This is a genomic window from Ruegeria sp. AI3, from assembly GCF_056541245.1.
Genome location: NZ_JBQFYA010000020.1, coordinates 1 through 18,194, shown reverse-complemented (window position 1 = coordinate 18,194; position 18,194 = coordinate 1). Strand labels below are relative to the sequence as shown.

At 56.7% G+C, this 18,194-nt stretch carries 21 protein-coding genes; 17 read left to right on the top strand and 4 right to left on the bottom strand.

What is annotated here, in order from left to right:
- Window positions 1-10: 10 nt before the first annotated feature.
- The 8 genes from ACRZ95_RS21560 (at window position 11) to ACRZ95_RS21525 (ending at window position 6,147) form a co-directional block, all read left to right on the top strand.
- Window positions 11-979, top strand: a complete 969-nt coding sequence (locus tag ACRZ95_RS21560) for a C-terminal binding protein (protein ID WP_170680900.1) — start codon at window positions 11-13, stop codon at window positions 977-979.
- Entirely contained in the window at window positions 973-1,632 is a 660-nt protein-coding gene (locus tag ACRZ95_RS21555; RefSeq protein WP_170680902.1) for a bifunctional 4-hydroxy-2-oxoglutarate aldolase/2-dehydro-3-deoxy-phosphogluconate aldolase, read from the top strand. The genes ACRZ95_RS21560 and ACRZ95_RS21555 overlap by 7 nt, the downstream gene beginning before the upstream one ends.
- Entirely contained in the window at window positions 1,629-2,279 is a 651-nt protein-coding gene (locus ACRZ95_RS21550) for an RraA family protein (RefSeq protein WP_170680904.1), read from the top strand. The genes ACRZ95_RS21555 and ACRZ95_RS21550 overlap by 4 nt, the downstream gene beginning before the upstream one ends.
- Window positions 2,280-2,349: 70 nt before the next feature.
- On the top strand, window positions 2,350-3,540 hold the full coding sequence (locus tag ACRZ95_RS21545; RefSeq protein ID WP_170680906.1) for an L-dopachrome tautomerase-related protein: 1,191 nt from the start codon (window positions 2,350-2,352) through the stop codon (window positions 3,538-3,540).
- A gap of 62 nt (window positions 3,541-3,602) precedes the next feature.
- Entirely contained in the window at window positions 3,603-4,520 is a 918-nt protein-coding gene (locus tag ACRZ95_RS21540; protein ID WP_170680908.1) for a sugar kinase, read from the top strand.
- 3 nt (window positions 4,521-4,523) lie between these two features.
- The gene (locus ACRZ95_RS21535; RefSeq protein ID WP_170680910.1) at window positions 4,524-5,228 is read left to right on the top strand and encodes an SDR family oxidoreductase; all 705 of its coding nucleotides are present in this window, start codon (window positions 4,524-4,526) and stop codon (window positions 5,226-5,228) included.
- A gap of 12 nt (window positions 5,229-5,240) precedes the next feature.
- Window positions 5,241-5,768, top strand: coding sequence for a 2,4'-dihydroxyacetophenone dioxygenase family protein (locus ACRZ95_RS21530; protein ID WP_170680912.1), 528 nt, complete (start codon window positions 5,241-5,243; stop codon window positions 5,766-5,768).
- Complete coding sequence (locus ACRZ95_RS21525) at window positions 5,746-6,147, top strand: methylglyoxal synthase (RefSeq protein WP_170680914.1); 402 nt, start codon at window positions 5,746-5,748, stop codon at window positions 6,145-6,147. Before ACRZ95_RS21530 ends, ACRZ95_RS21525 begins: the two co-directional genes overlap by 23 nt.
- Window positions 6,148-6,338: 191 nt before the next feature.
- Here the strand turns inward: ACRZ95_RS21525 and ACRZ95_RS21520 are convergent, their stop codons facing one another.
- Window positions 6,339-7,286: a LysR family transcriptional regulator gene (locus tag ACRZ95_RS21520; RefSeq protein ID WP_170680916.1), complete on the bottom strand. Its 948-nt coding sequence runs from the start codon at window positions 7,284-7,286 to the stop codon at window positions 6,339-6,341.
- Window positions 7,287-7,523: 237 nt separating this feature from the next.
- Here ACRZ95_RS21520 and ACRZ95_RS21515 point away from each other — a divergent pair, with 237 nt between their 5' ends.
- On the top strand, window positions 7,524-8,264 hold the full coding sequence (locus tag ACRZ95_RS21515) for an SDR family oxidoreductase (RefSeq protein ID WP_170680918.1): 741 nt from the start codon (window positions 7,524-7,526) through the stop codon (window positions 8,262-8,264).
- A 489-nt stretch (window positions 8,265-8,753) separates the two neighbouring features.
- Here ACRZ95_RS21515 and ACRZ95_RS21510 read toward each other — a convergent pair whose 3' ends face one another.
- Entirely contained in the window at window positions 8,754-8,972 is a 219-nt protein-coding gene (locus ACRZ95_RS21510) for a hypothetical protein (RefSeq protein ID WP_170474859.1), read from the bottom strand.
- 211 nt (window positions 8,973-9,183) lie between these two features.
- On the opposite strand from ACRZ95_RS21510, the gene ACRZ95_RS21505 reads away from it, so the two are divergent.
- The 3 genes from ACRZ95_RS21505 to ACRZ95_RS21495 are packed head-to-tail and all read left to right on the top strand — an operon-like array spanning window position 9,184 to window position 11,327.
- Window positions 9,184-9,684 (top strand): Dps family protein, encoded by a 501-nt coding sequence (locus ACRZ95_RS21505; protein WP_170680920.1) that lies wholly within the window; start codon window positions 9,184-9,186, stop codon window positions 9,682-9,684.
- A 50-nt stretch (window positions 9,685-9,734) separates the two neighbouring features.
- Entirely contained in the window at window positions 9,735-10,019 is a 285-nt protein-coding gene (locus ACRZ95_RS21500) for a sll1863 family stress response protein (protein WP_480555563.1), read from the top strand.
- A 33-nt stretch (window positions 10,020-10,052) separates the two neighbouring features.
- Entirely contained in the window at window positions 10,053-11,327 is a 1,275-nt protein-coding gene (locus ACRZ95_RS21495; protein WP_480555561.1) for a DUF2254 domain-containing protein, read from the top strand.
- 113 nt (window positions 11,328-11,440) lie between these two features.
- On the opposite strand, the gene ACRZ95_RS21490 is transcribed toward ACRZ95_RS21495, so the two are convergent.
- Both ACRZ95_RS21490 and ACRZ95_RS21485 read right to left on the bottom strand, forming a co-directional pair.
- Window positions 11,441-11,797 (bottom strand): IS66 family transposase, encoded by a 357-nt coding sequence (locus tag ACRZ95_RS21490; RefSeq protein WP_170680926.1) that lies wholly within the window; start codon window positions 11,795-11,797, stop codon window positions 11,441-11,443.
- A 27-nt stretch (window positions 11,798-11,824) separates the two neighbouring features.
- A complete protein-coding gene (locus tag ACRZ95_RS21485; RefSeq protein ID WP_170637784.1) occupies window positions 11,825-12,427 on the bottom strand; it encodes an XRE family transcriptional regulator in 603 nt (200 codons plus the stop codon).
- 132 nt (window positions 12,428-12,559) lie between these two features.
- Between ACRZ95_RS21485 and glyA the strand changes: the two genes are divergently transcribed.
- The 5 genes from glyA (at window position 12,560) to ACRZ95_RS21460 (ending at window position 18,080) form a co-directional block, all read left to right on the top strand.
- Entirely contained in the window at window positions 12,560-13,828 is a 1,269-nt protein-coding gene (gene glyA / locus ACRZ95_RS21480) for a serine hydroxymethyltransferase (RefSeq protein ID WP_170680928.1), read from the top strand.
- Window positions 13,829-13,839: 11 nt separating this feature from the next.
- On the top strand, window positions 13,840-15,222 hold the full coding sequence (lpdA, locus tag ACRZ95_RS21475) for a dihydrolipoyl dehydrogenase (protein WP_170680930.1): 1,383 nt from the start codon (window positions 13,840-13,842) through the stop codon (window positions 15,220-15,222).
- A gap of 14 nt (window positions 15,223-15,236) precedes the next feature.
- A complete protein-coding gene (lipA, locus tag ACRZ95_RS21470; protein WP_170556289.1) occupies window positions 15,237-16,181 on the top strand; it encodes a lipoyl synthase in 945 nt (314 codons plus the stop codon).
- Between the two features lie 24 nt (window positions 16,182-16,205).
- The gene (locus tag ACRZ95_RS21465) at window positions 16,206-17,579 is read left to right on the top strand and encodes an alanine/glycine:cation symporter family protein (protein ID WP_170680932.1); all 1,374 of its coding nucleotides are present in this window, start codon (window positions 16,206-16,208) and stop codon (window positions 17,577-17,579) included.
- A 78-nt stretch (window positions 17,580-17,657) separates the two neighbouring features.
- Window positions 17,658-18,080, top strand: coding sequence for a universal stress protein (locus ACRZ95_RS21460; RefSeq protein ID WP_170680934.1), 423 nt, complete (start codon window positions 17,658-17,660; stop codon window positions 18,078-18,080).
- Window positions 18,081-18,194 lie beyond the last annotated feature (114 nt).

Below are 18,194 nucleotides of genomic sequence, written 5' to 3'. Positions count from 1 at the left end.
AGACCGCCACATGACCCGCCAAACCATCGCTATTCTTGAACCCGGCTATGCCGCCTATGACGCCGAGGCTTCGGTGTTGGCTGAGCAGGATGTTCAGATCGCGCCGGTTGCGCCGGAAACCGAGGCGGTCCCGGCCCTGCAGGCGTTGGATCCGGTCGCCATCCTTGTGCGGGAACGCATTGTGGATGCGGCCGTGATCGATGCCTGCCCGAACCTGAAAGTCGTCGTCCGCTATGGGGTGGGCGTCGATAATATCGACCTGAACTACGCGCAATCGCGCGGCATCTATGTTGCGAATGTGCCAGACTATGGTGCGGAAACCGAAGTCAGCGAACATGCGCTGGCGTTGTATTTGGCCGTGCAGCGGCGCATTCCGTCCCGAGATGCCGAAGTGCGGCAGGGTCAATGGGGAGTAGGGCAGGCGGCGTTGATCCCCAGCCGCGAAAACGCCACCCTTGGCCTGATTGGCTGCGGAAAGATCGGCCTGCAAGCTGCACGGAAGTTCCGGGCCCTGGGGTTCGCTTCGGTTCTAGTTTTTGACCCCTACCTTAGCGACGACGCAGCCCAAGCGGCGGATGTGCAAAAGGTGGATTTGATCGACCTCTGCAAGGCGTCCGACGTCATCAGTCTGCATGCTCCTCTCACCCCCGAAACACGGCATATTCTGAACGCCGAGCGTATCGCGCAGATGAAGCCAACCTCAATCGTGATCAACGTGTCGCGCGGCGGTTTGGTGGACGAAGTCGCATTGGCTCAGGCCCTGCATCAAGGTCGCATTTTCGGGGCTGGTATTGACGTGTTCGAACAGGAACCCGTCGACCCGACCAACCCCCTTTTACATAGCCCCAACACGATCGTGTCGGATCATGCTGCCTGGTACTCTGAACGATCGGTTGCGGTGCTGCAGCGATGTGCTGCGCGTGAAGTCGCGAGAGTTCTTGGGGACGAGCAACCCGATCACTGGGTGAACAAATGGTAGATTTCGTTAGCACTTTGCGATCGGCGCAAATTGTCCCGGTGATCCGCCATAGCGACCCCGAGATCGCTTTGACGGCCTGTGACCTGCTGGCCGAGGCCGGAAACCGCGCATTGGAGATTGCCACTACGGTTCCGGATGCCGCAGCTCTGATCGCTGAGCTGCGTCAACGCTATCCTGCAATTTACACCGGTGCCGGAACGGTTCTTGACGCTGATCAGGCTGACGCAGTGTTGGCCGCTGGTGCCGAATTTGTTGTTTCTCCGTGCTGGAGCGATGCTGCTGCGCGCGAAGCCGGTGCCGCGAAAGTGCCCTATCTGCCCGGAGCAATGACACCGGGCGAGGTTCACCATCATGCGGAAAACGGTGCTGCGGTGATCAAGATTTTTCCGGCCGATGCTGCCGGAGGGCCCGGCTTCCTGAAGGCCGTCAAATCCGTGTTTCCCAATCTCGCCCTGATGCCGACTGGCGGCGTGTCTCCTGACACTGCGCAAACCTATCTGAACGCCGGTGCGCTTTGCGTCGGCATGGGTGGAAATCTGCTGCCCGCCCAGGCGCTCGAGGCCGGTCACATCGACTTGGCTCGCGCACAAATCAACGCGTCTCTCACAGCCGCATCTTTTCAATCTTCCCAACGTAAGAGGATACTCTCATGAACACCCAAGAACTCGTTGCCGGGTTTCGCGACGTGGCCACCGCATCAGTCGCGGATGCCGTGGACAAGGTGTCCGGCAAGACCGGATTTCTGCCCGCCTCGATCAAACCGCGCATCAATGAAAGGAAGATCGTCGGTCCAGCCGTAACAATTCTGGAAGGACCAACTGACGAATTCCTGCCGCCGCAACACGCGCTGGACGCCATCGACGAATCCGAGGCCGGTTCGGTCATCGTGATCTCGACCAATGGCACTACCGATGTGGCGCTGTGGGGTGGTCTGATGACCGCCGGAGCCGTTGCCAACAAACACGAAGGTGCCGTTCTGGACGGTGGTGTGCGTGATCTGGTCGAGATCAAGCGCGACTATGACTTCCCGGTCTATTCCCGCTGCGTTAACCCGGGCACCACTCTGGGCCGCGTTCGTACGCTGGCTTCCAATGTAGAAGTCGACATGGGCGGTGTGATTGTACACCCCGGCGACATCATCGTTGCAGATATCGACGGTGCGGTTGTGGTCCCTCGTGAACACGCCGAAGCGATCTTGGACATGGCACGCGAGATTGATGAGCGCGAAGCCGAACAGGCGCGTCTGATCATTGAAAGCGGCTCGCTGCGCGAAGGTCTGGCGAAATACGGCCGTATCTAAAACAACAATCCGTCCCGCAGGTTGCTCGCAACAACCTGCGGGACACCAGATCTCAGCAAGGGAGGAATACATGCTGAAACGAATGCTCAACACGGTGGCCCTTACCGCCGTTCTGGCTACCCCGGCGCTCGCGAACGGGCTCGAGGTGGTCGCGGAATGGAACACTCTGCCCTATGCCGTCAAGGATGAGGCGACAAAATCCGCTTGGGAAGGGAGCGAGATCTACGGCAAAGCACTGGTTCAGGGCGCCAAAGTCGACAGCCAAGGCAACATCTATGTGTCCACCGCACGCTGGGGCGGGGCCGAGGTCCCCTCAACCGTTTCCAAGCTGGTCAAAAACGGAGACATTTGGGAGCTCGAGGCGTTTCCGTCTGAAGAAATGAACAGCATGTCGAACCCCGATGGCCTGAAAGCCGTTCTGGGTTTTGAGATCGACCGCAATGACGTGATGTGGATCCTGGATCAGGGCCACGTGGCAGGCCCTCCGTTCGAGGAGGGCGACGCGAAGCTCGTGCTGTGGGATCTGAAAGAGAACAAGGAAATTCAGCGCTATGTCTTCACGGCAGAAGAAGCGGACCGTCAGTGTTCTTTCCTGAACGATCTGGCCGTCGATAACGACACCGGCTTTGCCTATATCGCGGACAGTGGCATCTTCTGTGACCCGCTGCATGGCGGCCTGATCGTATATGACAGCAACACCAACTCAGTGCGTCGTATTCTGGACCAGCATCGGTTTACCAATGATGAGCAGAATTTCTTCTTCAACATTGACGACCGTCCGGTGCTGAAGAATGGCGGCATGCGCACCGGTGCCGACGGTATCGCGTTGTCTGGCGACAAGGAAACGCTCTACTGGACCAACCTGACTGGCAATCATCTCTATAGCCTTCCGACCGAAGTCCTGCGGGACTTCGAGGCCAATGAAACAGTCATCGAAAACGCCGTTGAGGTTGCCGCAGTGCTGCCTTCGAACACCGATGGGATGACAGCGGACAATGCAGGCAACATCTATATGACCGCCCTGTCACTGGACGGCATCATGAAATTCGATGAATCCACGCGCGAGGTCAGCCGTTTCGTCCACCACCCGGAAATGAACTGGCCCGACACGCTGGCTTGGGGTCCGGATGGTGAGATGTATGTGGTCTCGAACCACCTGCATCTCTGGGTCGATGGTGACATGAACTTTGAAGACCCTGAAATCCCAAACTTCCGCATCTGGAAGATTCCGGGTGTCGGCCAAAGCTATACGACCGAATAACCCTCCCAAACTCCTTGGTCAGCCCACCGGGGCTGGCCCTTTTTTGCAAAGATGAGATGATCATGACCCCCGATATTCTGTGCCTTGGCGAACCGATGCTGGAGTTCAACCAACAGCCTGACGGGAACTATCTGCCCGGACATGGCGGTGACACCTCGAACTGCGCAATCGCCGCCGCGCGACAGGGTGCGTCCGTCGGCTATGTGACGCATATCGGCGCCGATACGTTCGGCAATTCCTTCATTGATCTGTGGAAGGTCGAGGGGATCGACACCTCGACCGTGCGTCAGGTCGCGGATGCTCATACCGGGGTCTATTTTGTGACGCATGGCGCGAACGGGCATGAGTTTAGCTATTTCCGCGCAGGCTCGGCCAGTAGCCGGATGGAGCCAGATGATCTGCCAGTGGCGGCGTTGCAATCGGTGAAGATACTGCACGTATCGGGAATCAGTCAGGCGATTTCGGATGTTGCCGCCGATACCGTGTTTCGGGCCATTCAGATTGTAAAGGACGGTGGAGGCCTCGTGTCCTACGACACCAATCTGCGTCTGAAGCTCTGGCCGATCGAACGCGCCCGCGCTGTGACGCACGCGGCCATGTCAAAATGCGATATTGCCCTTCCTGGTCTGGATGATGCCGAGCAACTGACAGGCTTGTCCGATCCCGATGACATCGCAGATTCTTACCTGAACCTCGGTGCAAAAATTGTCGCCCTGACGCTGGGGGCCGAAGGGACCCTGGTTGCAACACCAGACAAGCGCGAACGTGTCAAAGGCCGCCGGGTCGAAGCGGTGGATGCCACGGCCGCAGGCGACACATTTGACGGTGCTTTCCTGTCTCGTATTGTTGCGGGCGACGACCCATTTCAGGCCGCACGCTATGCCAACGCCGCTGCTGCGCTTTCGACCCAAGGGTACGGTGCGGTTGCCCCGATGCCTCGTAGAGATGCGGTCGAGGCGTTTCTTGCGGAAGGAGACTGATCCATGAAACACGCCGTTGTCATTGGCGGCACCCGCGGCATAGGCGCCGGTATCGCAGGGGAACTTCGCCGTAAGGGATGGCGCATCACCGCGACCGGTGTTGGAGCTGAAGAGGTTTCGGAATATGCTGCGCAGCACCCTGACGACGTCTGTGCGCAGTTGGATGTGCGGGATACTCAGGCCGTAACCGCGTTCTTCGGTGGGATCGAGAAACTCGACGGGCTGGTCAATTGCGCGGGTATTCTGGCACGTGGCGCGGAGTATGAGATCGACGTTTTTGAGACAGTGATCGATATCAACCTGACCGGTACCATGCGCTGCTGTCTGGCCGCGCAACCCGTGTTGGTCGCATCGGGCGGGGCGATCGTGAACACCGCGTCGATGCTCAGTTACTTTGGTGGGCCACTTGTTCCTGCTTATTCTGCCAGCAAAGGCGGCGTGGCGCAGTTGACTAAGGCTTTGGCCGGGAAATGGGCTGAAGATGGCGTGCGCGTCAATGCAGTTGCACCCGGATGGATCGAAACCGAAATGACCGAGGCCCTGCGCGCCGATCCGGCCCGCAACCAGCCTATTCTGGGTCGGACACCGCTGGACCGTTGGGGCAAACCATCCGAGGTTGGCGCACTGGCTGCTTGGCTACTGTCGGATGAGGCTGCTTTTGTGACCGGCGCTGTCTATCCTGTGGACGGCGGCTATTCTGCAATGTGAGGAGGGCAACTGATGCCAGTACAAGGAAACGACGACGATCCCAGGATGCCTTATCAACTGCCCTTCCCCAAGGATGCGCAGGAGGAGATCGTCATCCCTGAAGCCGTCGCCAAAGACGAGAGGGTCTGGGTGCCGCAAACCGAAAACGTCTCGTTCCGACCGCTCTGCTTGAACCGGTCTCAGGGGTACTGGATGAACCTGTTGCGCGTGCGGAAATCCGGGGTTCTGTCCAGGCATCGGCATCCGCAGCCCGTTCATGGTTTTGTTCTGAAAGGCCGCTGGCATTACCTGGAACATGACTGGGTCGCGGAGGAAGGCGGTTATGTATTTGAACCGCCGGGCGAAACCCACACTCTGATTGTACCCGATGATGTCGACGAAATGATCACCTATTTCCAGGTCAACGGCGTGATGCTTTATGTTGACCCATGGGGCAAAACCATGGGGTATGAGGACGTCTTCACTAAAATCGAGATGTGCCGTAAGCACTATGAGGAAGTCGGATTAGGGGCGGACTATGTCGAGCAATTCATCAGGTAGACCGCTGAAACTGGCCCTGGTTGCCCATGACGCCAAGAAAGATCTGATGGTCGAATGGGCCCAGTCCCATGCTGACATCCTAAGTCAGGCGGAATTGTTCGCCACCGGAACCACCGGTGGCCGCCTCAGGGCCGCGTTGCCTGAGCTTAATGTCACCGCGTTGCATAGTGGACCACTAGGCGGCGACCAGCAACTTGGGGCAATGATCTGCGAAGGCCGGCTGGACGGTTTGTTCTTTTTTATCGACCCAATGTCGCCGATGCCGCACGACGTGGATGTCAAAGCCCTGAGCCGTCTAGCGATTGTTTATGATCTACCCTTCGCAAGCAGCCCAAGCACAGCGGATTTCGTTCTGAAAGGGCTGACCGGACCAAAGTAGCTTTAAGGCTTTGGATGATGCTACGTTCAGTCCGACCCGTAAGGTCAGGATGTATTGATTTTCGTTGCGCTGCAGGATTCACGGCTTGGAATTCCAAGCGGTGGCACTAGCGGTTTTTTCTGACTGAGCGTCGAGCAGATGGCGTAGCGTCCCCCTTTTTCTCTAGCGTTAGCGCGGCAGGCCACAGTCATCTATTGGTTATGAATACTGACCCCAGGAAGCTCTTTTCCCAGATCGAGCTCCGTCGAACGGCTCATTTCAGTGAATGAGTCTACAACGAAGCGCCCCAAGGGTTCATGTGCAGTTTTCTGGGTCCAAACCATTTCGCTTTCCCATTTCGGCAAATCCAATGGCGTGGGAAAGACGTCACACCCAGCGCGCCGCGCAACCGGAGTCAACGACGTTGGCACAGTTGCAATCAAGTCGGATTGAGCGACGATATCGGGTAGCAGAGCAAATTGAGCGCAGGTCAAAACCACTTGCCGAGCTTTTCCAAGCTTCTTTAGTGCCTTATCTACAAAGCCGATTTTGTCATTGTTCAGTGTCATCAATGCATGACGAGCCTCTAGGAACGACTCAAGTGTCAAACCATCTCGGGTCAAAGGGTGATCGCGGCGGGCGATACATACAAAACTATCCGGCATAATCGTCCGTCGATGAAACCGCGCAGGAAGATGTCCAAATGTACCAATGGCCAACGTCACTGTTTCGGCATCCAATTGATCAATCAGAGTCATCTTGTTCATCGGTACGAAGATCAGGCTAAGATTTGGTGCGTGTTTTGAAAAGTAAGTGACCATCGCGGGAGCCAAACGCAGAATTGCCAAGTCCGAAGCCGCAACGGTGATTTGGCCTTGGGCATGTTTGGGATCAAACTCGGTTTGCTCCAGCATTTCTGAAACGATCGTCAGCGCGCCTTGCACTTTTGGCGCCAATTCTTCCGCGCGGCTGGTTGGTACCATTCCGCCCGGCCCCCTTTGAAAGAGTGGATCTTCAAACCTGGCGCGAAGCCGGTTCAGCGCGTTACTCATGGAGGGTTGGGCAAGGCCTATAGACGCCCCAGCGCGGCCGACATGTCGTTCTCGGTACATCGCGTCGAAGGCTTTGAGGAGGTTGAGGTCGAGAGATTTAATATTCATTTTGTGAATTTATCGCATTCTATTTATCTATTTCAACAACTTCGTTCTGCGCACTAGATATCCGACCAGAAACAACAAACGCTCAGATTGCGGCGGGTTGAAAGCTCCAAGGGGCACGATGGTTGCCTGGAGCACCTAACACCGGAGTTGGGCCTGGAAGAGTGTTCCTCAACCAGCGGAACCAACCCACAGCTGCGATCCGGTGCAAATGCAACTGAAGGGAAAAGGAGTGGAACTGTGACAAACGTTTTTGAAGCCGCGCTTAAAGGCAAACATGTCGTCATCGTTGGCGGCGGTAGCGGTATGGGCAAGGCAACAGCTGAACTTGCAGCCAGTTTGGGCGCCAAGGTTACAATCTCAAGCCGCAACAAAGAGAAACTGACGGCCGTTGCGTCTGAAATTGAAGGCGACATTTCGGTCGCTTCCGTTGACACCACTGACGAAGCAGCTGTCAAAGCATGGGCTGCCAGCCTCGGCGAGGTCGATCATCTCGTCATCTCGGCATCCAGCGCTGCGCACGGCGCGTTTGCTGAACTGCCGACTGACGACCTGCGCGGCATGATTGAGGCCAAATTCATTGGCCCCTACGTGACCGCTCGCGAGGTTCTGCCGTATCTGGCCGACGGCGCATCAATCACGCTGTTTTCCGGCGTGCTGAGCCGCCGCCCATCGGCCGGCGCGACCGGTCTAGGTGCGGTGAACGCGGCTGTTGAGGCTTTGACCATGGGGCTCGCGCAAGAACTGGCGGGTAAGTCCCGCGTCAACTGCATCAGCCCCGGGATGGTTGCGACCGAAGCCTATGCAGGCATGCCAGAAGAGGCACGTGAAGGCATGTACGCACAGGTTGGTGGATCGCTCCCTGTTGGCCGCGTCGGCAGGGCCAGCGAAATCGCTCAAGCTGTCATCATGGCAATGACCAACGGTTTCCTGACAGGTTCTGTGCTGGATATCGATGGCGGGCATCTGATCAAAGCCTGACAGTCTTTGCGGGGGTGCTGGCTGCCCCCCTCTTCCTGTTCGGCTCTTGCGGAGCTTCACATGTCAAGTTCCCCGTGTTTCGATTCAATTGATTTGCGCGAGCCGGTCATCTCTACCAGAAAGCCCGCCACTATGGACGATCTTGCCGATCAGCTTGGGGCTGTTGACAATTCGTCCGGCGCACCCGGTGAACGCGGCACTTTTTGATACCTCCGAGGCTTGGATTGGATCTGCAGCAGCCCCCCATGTTCAGTTGGCCGATCTACCCGAGCCGGGCTTTGACAAAACTGGTCGTACGCGCCTTTCGGTATGGCGAGGCGTCATCACCATCTGAAAAAAGATGCGGTTGATAACGCGGCCAACTCTCAGATGTTGGGGCGCCTCATACCCTTTCACCGATGAATAGATGCTGACGTAGAGGATCGTTTGATCGCTCATGCCATGTTGGTCCACCACTGGCGTCACTGGATTGCTCTGTGGGTTTTCCTGTCACTCGTCCACAACACGAAACTCGCCGGAAGGCGCGTCAGTAGGTGGCTCTGCGAACTCGTTGGAAATCAGACCGCGACGGATGAGTTCTCGAATGGCGGCCGCTCTGGAAGGCAATCTGTTCTCGAACCGCCAATCATCGATGGCTTTAAGCTCTTCGAGGTCGAGCATCAGTTGCAGTTTTTCCGTGCGCTTTGGTGGTCGATTTTGATCAGACACTGGCATGACCTCAGTAGCTTACGTCAGTTACTCCAAGCATGTATGGCATTGGGCCTGCGTGTCTACAGCAATGTTGGCAAGTTGGGCTGGATACCCAGGATCATGAAACGCCGCATGATGCGTTGGATACATATAATAAGTATTTGATTTTGTTTGAAAAATATCTTTTTGTTATTAGGTTCTACTCCACAAGTAACGAAACGGAGTGAAAATGATACAGCAAGTTTTGAAGTCTGAAGTTCAGGCAGAAACCAACGACACAGGTATCGACAAAAACGCCTGGATCGCCAACGCGGTGACAGAAGTGCTGGCCGATACCATGGTTCTGATGGTGAAAACGCAAGGCACACATTGGAACGTCGTAGGCCCACTCTTCGTGCCGATCCATGAACTGACAGAGCGTCAGTATCGCGACCTGTTTGAAGCTGCGGATGATTTGGCCGAGCGTGTGCGCGCTCTGGGTCAGGTGGCCCCGATCTCGTTCACGGACATGGTTAGCCAAGCCAAGTTGACCGAAGAAGAAACAGTCAAAAACGCAGAGGGTATGATCAACCAGTTGGTTGCGGACCACGAAGCGATTGCCCGGAACCTGCGTGAGACTGCCGCGACCGCTGCCCGTTATGGCGATGGGGCTACAGAGGATTTGATGAACGCCAGGATGGCGAAGCATGAGGAAGCGGTCTGGATGCTCAAGGCAATTGTTGCGGCCTGATTGTCGGCTCTCATTGATATGAACCAAAGTTTGAGAAGAAAGGAAAAATGATGACACGTGTTGGGTACGAGAAAAAGGCGCAGCTGCAACTGGATAGCTGGAATGCTCAAATTGATGTTCTCGAAGCCAAGCTGAAACTGGCCGAAGCGGACGCCAAACTCGAGCTCGAGGAGCAGCTCAGTAAGCTCTACAAGGCAAGGTCTGACGCAGAGGCTCAACTGAATGACTTGAAGTCGACCAGCGACGAGGCCTGGGAAGACGTCAAAGAGGGCTACGAGGCTGCATGGGGCGATATGCAGAGTGCTTTGAAAGAAGCGGCAGTCCGGTTCGCGTAAAGCTGGGTTCGTTGAAAAAAGCTCGTGTCGTGAATGGGGACCGGAATGCAAACACCTAGAGAATTAGTGAGATACTTTCGCGGGTTCCTAACCATCCCTGCCGCCATTAGTCTTTCAGGGCTTTTGGTGGCTGGGATTGTCTTCAAAACGGAGCAAGCGCTCGTGAGTTGGGGTTGGTCCGCTTCCGATTGGCTGAGCGTTTCTAATCGTACTGCGAGCGATGTACTAAGCGCAATCTCAGCAGCATCCATGTCCGCGTTGGTCATGGTCTATTCCATTGTTTTGCTGGTCTACACCTTGGCAGCTGGATCTATTGGGCCCAGGCTCTTGCAGCGCTTTGGCGAAGACAGGGTAAATCAGGTTGCAGTGGGCTCACTTGGAGCGACGTTTTTGTACAGCTTGATGATCTTGTGGCTGATACGCGATGACACATCCGTCAATTCGGCCGTTGCGATTGGAATAGTCTATTCAATCATTTCAGTTCTTTTGCTGCTGCTCTTCGTTCATACAGTATCGACGCGCGTAACCATTGATCAGGAGGCGGCGCGGATTTCTGAAGCCTTGGATCGCCAAGTGAGCACCGCAATCGAAAACCGTGCAGATATTCCATCTTCAGAGGCAGTCCCTGAGGAGGGAGACAAGCGCCAAGTCTCGGCTTCGGGCACTGGATATGTGAACTCGATCAATACCGAAGGTCTGGTGGGTGCCGCCAAGGAAGCAGGAGCCGTCGTCGTTTTTGATGTGCAGCCAGGTGACTTCATGGTTCCAACGGACACTCTGGCCAATGTTTATGGTGACAGTGACGAGAGCCTCGATGATCTTGTGCAAGCGGCAGCTCCGTTGATCCCCGCGCGAGATCCTACCGGAGATATCCGCTTTTCTGTCCATCTCCTAGTGGAAATTGCACTTCGGGCGTTGTCGCCGGGTGTCAACGACACGTTTACCGCAATAGTCTGCATCGACCGTCTATCGGCATCTCTGGCCCGTGCGTGGTCGTCCAAGCTCTGTACGGGTGTGTATCGGGATGACGACGGAAACGTAAGGGTGATTTATCCGTCCATCACAGCAGAGTCACTGTTCCACGACTCGATGCCAGCCCTAAGACGCGCTGCCCGGGGTAATGGCCTCGTAACGGCCGCCCTTATTCGAGCTTTGGGGCGCATCGCGGAGGCAGCTCCAGAAGAAGATTTGCGAGCTGTTGTAGATGAGCTATCTGCGGTCAGAGATGAGACCCGAGAAAGCGATATGCTAAAGCGCGATATTGATAAGTTTTGCGGCCAAGTGGAAACCGCACTTGAACGAATCTAGCTAGCTGTCCTGAACTCAAGTCAAAGTATCTCAGCCCTACGAAGACAGGTCACTGAGGTGCCAGTTATCCGTCCGAACAAAGCTTGGACTATAAAATGTGAACTTGTCACACGTCAGCGGGATAGTTCCAGGGCATCAGGCTGGCGATGTTTGCCTGTTTGTGACCGCTTGCAATAGCGATCAGCATTCGGGCGAGCTAGGCGGTCCAAGCCATTGAGTTTGTAGGTTTCGTTCATTGAGGCGAGGAATGCACAATTTTGAACCCCGGTCTCGTGTCTTGCGAACAACGCGTTTGTCCTGATCAGGGCTCTTAAACGGATTGTCCATTTGACGCTGTTGAAATCCAGTTTCAATAAATCATCGTGGAGGAAGACGATCAGTCCGTCCAAGTGTTTGGGAGTTTGGCTCAGAGCCCCACCGACGGGAAACTTGGCGGAGGCGCGGGCGCGTTGTTTGTGCGGCCGCGACATACGCGTCCAACCGACTGTGCGCTCAGATCACTCTAGCGAAACCCACAAGACTTTTGCGTCTTCTTTGCTGGTTGAAATGCAGCCGTGACCCATGCCGCTGTCGTAGTACAGGGAATCCCCAGCCTTCATGGTCAACGGGCGGTAGTGTTCTGAAATAAAGGTTAGCTCACCGCTGATCACATACATAAATTCTTCACCCGAATGTCTGATCCAGTTCTCGAACTCGGACACATCACGGGCTTTGATCGTCGCGATGTAAGGCAGCATTCGCTTGCTGGTCAGTTCAGGGCAGAGCAACTCGTGCAGATATGTCGGGGTGTCCTTCATCTCGCCCTGGCCTTTTGGAGTGTAGTCGCGGCGGCCCGAAATGCCACTTTGGCCCGATTGCAGAAACAGCTGCGGGGTGCTCATTTCCAGCGCTTGAGTCAGCCTGCGAACAATATCGAAGCTGGGTCGCGTCTGGTTGTTTTCGATCTTGGAAAGTGTCGAGCGACCGATTCCCGCCGCCCGTCCGGCTTCCTCCAACGTCCACCCTTTTGCACGGCGCGCATCCCGGATTGAGCGCCCCAAAGCAGCGCCTTCGTCCTGTTCTTCCGGCCCGACGGCGTCGTTCAGGCTGTCATCGACCATAGAAATCTCCCTGATTTTCCGCAGGTTACCGATTTCCCCATCCTTACACAACTTCACAAGTACGAGATATATGTTGCCTAGAGTATCCTATTTCCACTATAGGAAAAAAAATTTCGTACTTGGGATTCGAGTATGATGGAGGGAACCTTGTTTACAAAATCGCTCAAAGATGCAGATCCGGTTATTGCTGCTTCGATTGCACGTGAAGGCAAGCGCCAAGCAGAACAGATCGAGCTTATCGCGTCCGAGAATATCGTCTCGCAGGCTGTGATCAACGCGCAGGGTTCTGTGCTCACGAACAAGTACGCTGAGGGCTATCCCGGTCGCCGCTACTACGGCGGTTGCGAATATGTGGATGAGGTTGAGGTTGAAGCGATCGAACGATTGAAGAGGTTGTTCGGCTGCGAGTTCGCCAACGTTCAGCCACACTCTGGCGCGCAGGCAAACGGAGCGGTGAAGCTTGCGCTGCTCAGCCCCGGTGACACGATCCTTGGCATGTCGCTTGATGCCGGTGGTCACCTGACGCACGGTGCCAAGCCTGCTCAGTCGGGCAAGTGGTTTCACCCGGTTCAATATGGCCTGACGGACGAGGGGCTGATCGACTATGATCAAGTCGAAGCGCTGGCCAAGGCTGAAAAGCCAAAGCTGATTATCGCTGGCGCTTCGGCCTATTCGCAAAAGATCGATTTCGCTCGGTTCCGTGCGATCGCGGATGAGGTCGGTGCATGGCTGCTGGCCGATATGGCGCATATCGCGGGTCTGGTTGCGACCGGGCTGCACCCCTCGCCAATTGGTCATGCGCATGTGGTCACCTCGACGACCCACAAGACCCTGCGCGGTCCGCGCGGCGGGATCATTCTGACGAATGACGAGGCGTTGGCGAAAAAGATCAATTCTGCTGTGTTCCCCGGACTTCAGGGCGGCCCCTTGATGCACGTGATCGCAGGTAAGGCCGTCGCCTTTGGCGAAGCGTTGAAGCCAGAGTTCAAGGGGTACATGCAGCGTGTCGTCGACAGCGCCAATGCTTTGGCAAACGTCATGATGGCGCGTGGTTGTGACATCGTTTCGGGCGGCACAGAAAACCACCTTATGCTGGTCGACCTGCGGCCGCTTGGCGTTACCGGCAAAGATGCAGAAGCCGCGCTGGAACGCGCCGGGTTTACTTGCAACAAGAACAGCGTCCCTGGTGATCCAGAAAAGCCGACGATCACGAGCGGTATCCGGCTAGGAACGGCCGCTGGATGTAGCCGTGGTTTTGGGCCTGATGAGTTCACTCAGATCGGCCATTTGATTGGCGACGTTCTCGATGCGCTGCGTGAGTCTCCTGAAGGCGATGCAACCGTCGAAGCCGAGACCCGCGCAAAAGTCCGCGCTCTCTGCGCCAACTATCCAATCTACTGAAAGAACACCCAATGAGCATTTACGATCTCATCGTCATCGGGGGCGGCCCCGGCGGTTATGTTGCTGCGATCCGCGCGGCTCAACTGGGTATGAAAGTGGCTTGCGTGGAAGGGCGTGGGGCGCTGGGCGGAACCTGTTTGAATGTGGGGTGCATCCCCTCCAAAGCGTTGCTGACCTCCTCGGCCAAATATGCCGAGCTTGCACATCTCTCCTCCCATGGCATTGCGGTTGAGGGGGCCAGCATCGACGTGCCGTCAATGATGGGGCGCAAGGACAAGATTGTTGGCGATCTTACCAAGGGCATCGGTTTTCTATTCAAGAAGAACGGCGTTGAGCTGATCGAAGGCTGGGCCCGTATCCCGGCGGACGGGCAGGTGGAGGTTGGCGACGATATCTATGAGGCCAAGAATATCCTGATCGCCACGGGGTCTGAGCCGACGCCGCTGAACGGTATCGAGATCGATGAGCAGGATGTTCTCAGCTCAACCGGTGCCTTGGCGCTGGACACGGTGCCTGATCATCTGGTTGTCGTCGGGGCAGGGGTGATCGGGCTAGAGCTGGGTCAGGTTTGGGCACGTCTTGGGGCCAATGTCACAGTGGTTGAGTATCTGGACCGCGTTCTGCCCGGTATTGACGGTGAGATTGCGAAACTGGCGCAGCGCGCACTCAGCAAACGCGGCCTGAAGTTCCAGTTGGGACGCGCGCTGAAGGCCATTGAAAAGTCCGAAACCGGATTGACGCTTACTCTGGACCGGGTCGGCAAAGACAAGGAAGAGGTGATCGAAGCCGACAAGGTTCTGATCGCCGTCGGACGCCGGCCCGTCACGCGCGGGTTGGGGCTGGAAGAATTGGGGATAGCTCTTGACCCGCGCGGCTTTGTTCAAGTTGACAACAGCTTCCGCACATCGGTTCCCGGCATCTATGCGATCGGGGACTGCGTCCCCGGACCGATGCTGGCCCATAAGGCCGAGGAAGATGGCATTGCCTGCGTTGAGATGTTGGCGGGGCAGGGCGGCCATGTCGATTACAACACCGTGCCGGGTGTCGTTTACACGGACCCTGAGGTTGCCTCGGTCGGTATGACTGAAGAGGCACTGAAAGAAGCCAGTAAAGAATACCTGGTCGGCAAATTCGCTTTCATGGCCAACTCGCGCGCGCGATCGACCGGAGAAACCGACGGCGCGGTCAAGGTTTTGGCTGACCCGAACGGCAAAATTTTGGGCGCGCATATTTGCGGTGCGCATGGCGGTGATCTGATCGCGGAACTCGTTCTGGCGATGACCAAAGGTGCTACCGTCGCCGAGGTCGCCTCCACCTGTCATGCACATCCAGCTATGGGCGAGGCGGTCAAAGAAGCCTGCCTCGACGCTCTGGGCCGCGCGATCCACGCGTAAGAAGGAGCCGCCAGATGACCATCCAGCTTCGCCCCCGCCACCCCGAAAAAGCCAAGAAGGCAGATAGTGTCATTCCCCGCAAGCCCAAGTGGATTCGCAAGAAAAAGGGCGACAGCACCGAGTATTATGAAACCCGCCGCTTGATGCGCGAGCATAACCTGGCGACGGTTTGCGAAGAGGCCGCCTGTCCCAATATCGGCGAGTGCTGGTCCAAGCGCCACGCCACCATGATGATCATGGGCGAGGTTTGCACGCGTGGCTGTTCCTTCTGCAACGTGGCCACCGGTCGACCGGATGCATTGGATGTGTTCGAACCGGGCCGTGTCGCGGCGGCCGTCAAAAAGCTGGGGCTTCGTCATGTGGTTATCACATCGGTTGACCGCGACGATTTGGAAGACGGTGGCGCCGAACATATCGCGCAGACCATCCGAGCGGTGCGGCACCAAAACCCTGAAACTACCGTCGAAGTTCTAACTCCGGACTTCTTGGGAAAAGGGACTTCTGCAGATCTGGTATTTGAAGCAGCGCCGGACGTTTTCAACCACAATCTGGAAACTGTGCCGCATCTTTATCCAACGGTTCGTCCCGGCGCGCGATATTATACGTCTTTGCGCCTGTTGGATGATGCCAAGCGCGCAAACCCTGAGATCTTCACCAAATCCGGCCTGATGGTCGGCCTTGGCGAAAGCCTCAGTGACGTCCGCCAAGTGATGGATGATCTGCGCGCCGCAAATGTCGATTTCCTGACAGTCGGGCAATACCTGCAACCGACCCCGAAACATCACCCGATCGACCGGTTCTGGTCACCGGAAGAGTTCGCCCAGCTGGAGCAGATCGCGCGCTCCAAGGGCTTTCTACACGTGTCGGCCACTCCGCTGACCCGTTCGTCGTTCCACGCGGACGAAGACTTTGCCGCCCTCAAGCAAGCTCGCCAACGAGCGATTGCTGCCGGGGCATAACCAGACGCACTAGGGAGGAATACCATGGAAGCGTTAAATTCAATCGTAGGAGCCATCAATGGCGTCGTGTGGGGGCCGCTGATGCTGGTCCTCATCCTTGGCGTTGGCTTCTTCCTGCAGGTCGGGCTGAAATTCATGCCGATCCTGCGCATTGGCACGGGCTTCAGCCTGTTGTTCAAAGGCCGGGAAGGTCAGGGCGAAGGGCAGATCAGCCCATTCAACGCGCTGATGACCTCGCTGTCGGCGACCATCGGTACAGGTAACATCGCTGGTGTGGCCACTGCTGTCTTCTTGGGCGGTCCAGGCGCCTTGTTCTGGATGTGGATGACCGCCCTGGTGGGCATGGCCACCAAATATGCCGAAGCTGTCTGCGCGGTGAAATATCGCGAAAAAGACGAGCTGGGGAACTATGTTGGCGGCCCGATGTACTACATCAAGAACGGTCTCGGCGCAAAATGGGCGTGGCTGGGTGTAGCATTCGCCCTGTTCGGCGCGGTTGCCGCCTTCGGCATCGGCAACGGCGTACAGGCAAACGGTGTGGCACAGGTTCTTGAAGCGAACTTTGGTCTGAACACCTCGGTCACTGGCGTTGTTCTGATGGTTCTGACTGCAGCTGTCATCCTGGGCGGTATCACTCGCATTGGTGCGGTTGCCGGTAAGCTGGTTCCGTTTATGGCCGTTGCTTATATCATCGCGGGCCTGCTGGTTCTGCTGATCAACATCGGCAACATTGGACATGCGCTGTCGCTCGTCTTCACCTACGCGTTCACTCCGTCCGCCGCAGAAGGTGGTTTCGCGGGTGCAGCCGTTTGGGCCGCCATCCGCTTTGGTGTGGCGCGTGGTGTGTTCTCGAACGAAGCCGGGCTGGGTTCCGCCCCGATTGCGCACGCTGCTGCCGAGACCAAAGGTCCGGTAAACCAGGGCCTGATCGCGATGCTGGGTACGTTCATCGACACCATCATCGTCTGCTCGATCACCGGTCTGGCGATCATCGCGTCGGGTGCTTGGACATCGGGTGAATCCGGTGCGGCGCTGACCAGCCACGCGTTCGAACTGTCGCTGCCGGGTATCGGTGGGTATCTGATCGCCATCGCTCTGTCGATCTTCGCCTTCACCACTATCCTTGGCTGGTCCTTCTATGGTGAGAAATGCGTTGAGTTCCTGCTGGGTGTGAAATCCCTGATGCCCTACCGCGTCCTGTGGATCGTCATGATCTACTTCGGCGCAACTGCAGATCTGGGCTTTATCTGGCTGCTGGCAGACACGTTGAACGCCATGATGGCTATCCCGAACCTGATTGCCCTGGCCCTGTTGAGTCCGATCGTCTTCAAACTGACGAAAGAGTTCTTTGCCTCGGGCGGCCAGTCCGAAGAGCCGGAGGCAAAACCTGCCGAATAAGTTCGGCCCGACCAAAACGGGGGGCCAATCTGGCCCCCCGCCTTTGAAACAGAATTCCATATCTCGAGGAGAGACGTGATGGCCACGAAAATCCTGCTGCCCATTGATCATACCGACGACCGTTCCTGGAAACTGGCTCTGCCGATCGCTTTGGAACAGGCGAAATTCTACGGTGCCGAACTGCATGCAGTTGCCGTCATCCCCGAGATTATCCAACTTCCGAACCTGCCCGCGAACTATGGCGCCGGAGCAAAGGATCACGTCCGCAACGCCGTTCAGGCCATTCTGGACCACGGCGATGCCTCCGATGTGGCGATCCATATCGAAGAAGGCAGCGTTTACCGTGAAATCCTGAAACTCGCCTACAAAGAGGGCTTTGATCTGATTGTCATGGCCTCCACCAAGGGCGATTTCCCGAACTATGAGATTGGCCCGAACCTCGCCCGGGTGGTGCGGAATGCGCACTGCACAGTGACGGTCGTTCGCGACCAATCCCGCTGATTGAAAGGTTAGAAAAATGACTTCACCGAAGCGCACTCCTCTTTACGATTTGCACGTCGAGCTTGGCGGCAAGATGGTTGATTTTGCGGGCTGGGAGATGCCTGTTCAGTATCC

Bases quoted from the DNA above. Each gene is read 5' to 3' on its own strand.
- ACRZ95_RS21535 (WP_170680910.1), top strand. From the start codon at position 4,524: ATGAAACACGCCGTTGTCATTGGCGGCACCCGCGGCATAGGCGCCGGT.
- ACRZ95_RS21460 (WP_170680934.1), top strand. From the start codon at position 17,658: ATGGCCACGAAAATCCTGCTGCCCATTGATCATACCGACGACCGTTCC.
- lpdA (WP_170680930.1), top strand. From the start codon at position 13,840: ATGAGCATTTACGATCTCATCGTCATCGGGGGCGGCCCCGGCGGTTAT.
- ACRZ95_RS21465 (WP_170680932.1), top strand. From the start codon at position 16,206: ATGGAAGCGTTAAATTCAATCGTAGGAGCCATCAATGGCGTCGTGTGG.
- ACRZ95_RS21550 (WP_170680904.1), top strand. From the start codon at position 1,629: ATGAACACCCAAGAACTCGTTGCCGGGTTTCGCGACGTGGCCACCGCA.
- ACRZ95_RS21560 (WP_170680900.1), top strand. From the start codon at position 11: ATGACCCGCCAAACCATCGCTATTCTTGAACCCGGCTATGCCGCCTAT.
- glyA (WP_170680928.1), top strand. From the start codon at position 12,560: ATGATGGAGGGAACCTTGTTTACAAAATCGCTCAAAGATGCAGATCCG.
- ACRZ95_RS21545 (WP_170680906.1), top strand. From the start codon at position 2,350: ATGCTGAAACGAATGCTCAACACGGTGGCCCTTACCGCCGTTCTGGCT.
- ACRZ95_RS21520 (WP_170680916.1), bottom strand. From the start codon at position 7,286: ATGAATATTAAATCTCTCGACCTCAACCTCCTCAAAGCCTTCGACGCG.
- ACRZ95_RS21530 (WP_170680912.1), top strand. From the start codon at position 5,241: ATGCCAGTACAAGGAAACGACGACGATCCCAGGATGCCTTATCAACTG.
- ACRZ95_RS21505 (WP_170680920.1), top strand. From the start codon at position 9,184: ATGATACAGCAAGTTTTGAAGTCTGAAGTTCAGGCAGAAACCAACGAC.
- ACRZ95_RS21555 (WP_170680902.1), top strand. From the start codon at position 973: ATGGTAGATTTCGTTAGCACTTTGCGATCGGCGCAAATTGTCCCGGTG.
- ACRZ95_RS21540 (WP_170680908.1), top strand. From the start codon at position 3,603: ATGACCCCCGATATTCTGTGCCTTGGCGAACCGATGCTGGAGTTCAAC.
- lipA (WP_170556289.1), top strand. From the start codon at position 15,237: ATGACCATCCAGCTTCGCCCCCGCCACCCCGAAAAAGCCAAGAAGGCA.
- ACRZ95_RS21485 (WP_170637784.1), bottom strand. From the start codon at position 12,427: ATGGTCGATGACAGCCTGAACGACGCCGTCGGGCCGGAAGAACAGGAC.
- ACRZ95_RS21500 (WP_480555563.1), top strand. From the start codon at position 9,735: ATGACACGTGTTGGGTACGAGAAAAAGGCGCAGCTGCAACTGGATAGC.
- ACRZ95_RS21495 (WP_480555561.1), top strand. From the start codon at position 10,053: ATGGGGACCGGAATGCAAACACCTAGAGAATTAGTGAGATACTTTCGC.
- ACRZ95_RS21525 (WP_170680914.1), top strand. From the start codon at position 5,746: ATGTCGAGCAATTCATCAGGTAGACCGCTGAAACTGGCCCTGGTTGCC.
- ACRZ95_RS21490 (WP_170680926.1), bottom strand. From the start codon at position 11,797: ATGTCGCGGCCGCACAAACAACGCGCCCGCGCCTCCGCCAAGTTTCCC.